Below are 3,990 nucleotides of genomic sequence, written 5' to 3'. Positions count from 1 at the left end.
GTCGTTCGTCGCCACGTCCGCGTTGAACCAATGCCCCTTGGGTTTGAACTCCGTGAGCCACTTCGGCAGGGCGCAGTCTGGGTTGTCTTTGAAAAGTACGGAGAGCCATGTCGGTGGCTGGGCCGAGTAAGCCTCGGAGATCCACTCGTTCTCGATGGCGACACCAGAAGCAGCATGATTGTCTGCACGTTTGACGTAATTTTCATCCACGATCAATAGGACACGGCGAGCCTCAACGACACGGTGCATGAATCCGGAAAGGCTATTGCCGTAGTCGACACTGCTGTCGATGAGCACGTCGTATCCGAGAGCTCGGACATTCGCTGCGAGCATCCGGACCCACTGCCGATGCTGGTCAGACGTCCATGCATACGAGATAAACAAGTCTGCGCTCACGAGCCCTCCCATCACTGCGACCTTATAGCGACAGCATTCAGTTGTGTTCGCCAGCTCCCCTCAAGTGCAATGCACGCCATCCTGGCCCCACATTGGCGAACGGAGGGCAGTCGGATCTGCCTGCGTAGGCGCCGCCTCGAATGCTGGCAATGCCTTCTGGCAGTCCGAGTCTCGCGGGGCCGGTCCTGCCTGGCCTAGGTTCGGGGGCGCGCTCCCGGCGTCTACACGCGCAACACATGTCGTACTGCGCGGCCGACGGTTCTAGATGAAGTCCTTCAACGCGTGCGGATCCGGAAACGCAAAGTCGATTCTCACGTCGTTCGACGGTCCGCTGTTGACGGGCGTGCCCGCGACGACAGCCTCGAGGTCCGCGTCGGACACCTCCCAGGTGTGCTTGGTCAGGTGATACAACGTCGCCTCGACGTCCGATCGATGCACTGGTGTTGCCTTCTCGCTCATGCACTCCCCTTCCATCGGCCTAACGTTTCCCGTCGGGCCGGGCGAATCGTGTTGTCGATCCTTCTGCTTTCAGAACAAGGTCGGTGTGTCGGTGTGCAGGAATGCCGCCCGTACAGCCTCGTCGTCCCATCCACCGCGCACCGATTCACGCAATGCGCGCGACCGCGCCGCGCGCGCCGCCCGATCGGGCCCGTACCAATGCCATGTCTGACCGCGGCCGCCGCCGCGTCCCTTCGCACCCATCCCGGCGAGATTCTGTGCCTGCGTGCCGAGCACGACGTGCGGACGACCTAACGCTTCCGACGACGCCCGTACACAGATCGGGTTGTCGCACACTTCGTGCAACGCGACCTCGTCGTCGGTCATCGGGCGGCCAAGTTCGATCGCCAGCGCGTACCGGTGCGGGCGCACCACTTTCTGTCGACCGTTGCGCGAGACCCAGAATCGGCCGTACCCGTCATCGGCGATGGCGCCGGCGAAGATCCAGCAGTCGGTCGGCCGCGGACCGCGCACGATGAACTTCTCGAATCGTAGCCGCTCCGCGCTGCCCGCTTCGGGAAGCGTTAGGTGTTCCGGGGTCACGTTGTCACGTCCTTCTCGCCGCGCCGGTGTTGCGGACGGTGACCCACAGATGGGGACTGCGAGATCCCTCATGTGGATGCCCGAGACTTCTCATCCCGCTCCGCTCGGTCTCCAGGCAACGCACAATCGGTCGCAGCCCGCCAGGTGTGGATAACCGTTGCAGTGGTCACCGTCGTGGGTGTCGTACGGGTGTCAGGACGCGAGCTGCTCGGCCTCGTCGGAGTTGTTCTCCGCGACCGCCGATTCCGGTGCCGGCTTCGGGGACGGTTCGGCGAAAGGTTCGGCCGCAGGCTTTGTCTTCGGCTTCGCCAGGCGGATCAACTCCCGCACCTTCGCTTCGGAGAGTTCGGTCATCTCGGCGATGGCCGTGGTCGACTCGCCGCGCTGCTTGAGCCCGAGGATGGCCGCGGCCTGCCGTTTGACGGCGTTGGTCTTCTTCTCGGCGGCTTCGTCGCGAATCTTTCGGATCTTCTCCTCGACATCGGAATCGGCCTTCTCGATGTCGGCGGTCGAGTTGAAGAACGTGACCAGATCGTCTTCGTTCTGCTTCAACCGGGCCTGCTCGGCGGCGAGCCGCTCTGCGTTCGCTTTTCGGACACGCTCGCGCGCGCTGATCGTTGCTTTGTTAGAGGACGCCATGTGCGGGAGCCTACCTGTCCTCTACGTCATCCCTCGTTCAAAACGCCGACAACACCTTTCGCCATTCTCAGCCGCGTTCTCGTCGGATTCCGCCGCCGATCGTGAACTGCCAGGTAGTCGGGCTAGCTCCCGATTTTAAGCCAAGAAGTTCAGACACACCTCTTGCTGAATCTCAGATTTCGTGGGGTGTCGCATCTTTCGTCGTCGCATCCAGCGGCTACTGTGGCCCGTGTGATGACGCTCCACGTGCTGCACGCGGGCGATGGCTACGAGTACCTGACCAAGCAGGTCGCCACCGCTGACCGCGAACTCGAGCACGGCCAAGAGCTGACCGATTACTACACAGCGCACGGCACTCCCCCGGGCCGTTGGTTCGGTACCGGCCTCGACGATCTCGCCCGCATGGACGGCGAAATCGCAGTCCCTGACGAGCACCGAGTCGCCCTCGGCCAGGTGGTATCTGAGGCTCAGATGAAGGCACTTTTCGGCGAGGGTATGCATCCCAACGCCGAGAGCATCATCACCGCGGAGATCGCCGCCGGTGCCACACCTGAGAAGGCGATCAAGGCCGCCCAGCTGGGTCGCAAGTTCCCCTCGTTCGCCAACGAGATCCCGCTACTCAAGGAGCACAGGGCCGCGGTCGACGCGTTCGAGTCCGCACACGGACGCCGGGCCACCAAGACCGAATCCCAGGCGATGATGGACCGCGAAGGAGCGCGATTGTTCACCGCCAAACACGTCCGCCCACCGCAAGATCAGCGGGAACTCCGCTCATGGATCAGTGCCCAGAAGTCCCTGGTCCGCCAGCCCGTCGCCGGATATGACTTGGTGTTCACACCACCCAAGAGCGTGTCGGTGGTCTGGGCCCTCGCCGACGACGAGACCCGGCGCGAGATTGAGCGGATTCACCACGAAACCGTCACCGACACCCTGAGGTGGATCGAGCAGAACGCCTGCTTCACCCGCACCGGAGCCAAGAGCCAAGAGACCCAAGACAGCACCGGACTCGTGGCCGCGCTCTACGACCACTACGACTCCCGCGCCGGTGATCCGAACCTGCACACCCACGCCGTGCTCTCGATCAAGGTATGCACCGAATCCGACGGCAGATGGCGCGCATTGGATGGGTCGACCCTGCACCGATACGGGGTCGCCGGGTCGCAGAGGTACAACGCAGCCATCATGTCGAAGCTGCACACCGAACTCGGCTTCGGACTCGCCACCCGGTCCACCGGCCGCGGCCGCCAGGACGTCGTCGAGGTCGCCGAGGTCCCCGAACAGCTACGGGAAATGTTCTCCTCCCGCCGTACCGAGATCGAGGTCCGTCGGGACCAGCTCGTCGCCGATTACCGCGCCGAGCACGGCAGAATGCCCTCCCCGAAGGCCATGTTCGGGCTGTACCAGCAGGCGAACCTCGACACGCGAGAAGGCAAGCAACAGCCGCAGACTCTCGTCGAGATGCAGCAGGCCTGGCGTGTCCGCTCCGCCCAGGTCCTCGGCGCCGAGCAGCACGTGCACGACCTCACGCAGCGATGGCGGCAGGTGCGCGACGCTCACGCCGCCGGGAACCGCCCGCACCCCACGATGCGCCGCATGACCTCGGTCGAGGAAGAGGCGCAGGCCGTCCTCACCCGCCTCGAGAACGCCCGCGCAACGTGGGCGCTTCCCCACATTCACAGCGCCGTCGAAGCCAACTTCGCCGCCGTGTCCTTTCCCTCCGAGACTGCCCGCGAAGCCGCGGTGAGGGCCGTCACCGAGCACGTTGTCAGCTCGTCGGTACACCTGCCGACCCCGGTGTGGCCGCCCGCGCCGGATGCATTGCGCCGCCGCACCGGCGAGTTCATCCTCGCCACCGCCGGATCGAACCTGCACACCTCCCAGGGTGTGATCGCCGCCGAGCAAGCGCTTCTCGAC

5 protein-coding genes are annotated in these 3,990 nt (G+C 64.4%); 1 reads left to right on the top strand and 4 read right to left on the bottom strand.

What is annotated here, in order from left to right; translation table 11 throughout:
• The 4 genes from WAW17_RS02020 to WAW17_RS02005 all read right to left on the bottom strand — a co-directional run.
• On the bottom strand, positions 1-396 hold a 396-nt coding region (locus tag WAW17_RS02020; RefSeq protein WP_422331356.1), incomplete at its 3' end, for a toll/interleukin-1 receptor domain-containing protein.
• A 261-nt stretch (positions 397-657) separates the two neighbouring features.
• A complete protein-coding gene (locus WAW17_RS02015) occupies positions 658-855 on the bottom strand; it encodes a hypothetical protein (RefSeq protein WP_422331355.1) in 198 nt (65 codons plus the stop codon).
• Positions 856-924: 69 nt separating this feature from the next.
• A complete protein-coding gene (locus WAW17_RS02010; RefSeq protein WP_422331354.1) occupies positions 925-1,437 on the bottom strand; it encodes a hypothetical protein in 513 nt (170 codons plus the stop codon).
• 192 nt (positions 1,438-1,629) lie between these two features.
• On the bottom strand, positions 1,630-2,076 hold the full coding sequence (locus WAW17_RS02005; protein ID WP_422331353.1) for a hypothetical protein: 447 nt from the start codon (positions 2,074-2,076) through the stop codon (positions 1,630-1,632).
• 234 nt (positions 2,077-2,310) lie between these two features.
• On the opposite strand from WAW17_RS02005, the gene mobF reads away from it, so the two are divergent.
• Positions 2,311-3,990: MobF family relaxase (gene mobF / locus WAW17_RS02000; protein WP_422331357.1), on the top strand; the 1,680-nt coding region annotated here is incomplete at its 3' end.

The sequence above is a fragment of the Rhodococcus sp. (in: high G+C Gram-positive bacteria) genome, from assembly GCF_049286785.1.
Classification (GTDB): domain Bacteria; phylum Actinomycetota; class Actinomycetes; order Mycobacteriales; family Mycobacteriaceae; genus Rhodococcus_F.
This window is presented reverse-complemented; position numbering and strand designations above follow the sequence as displayed.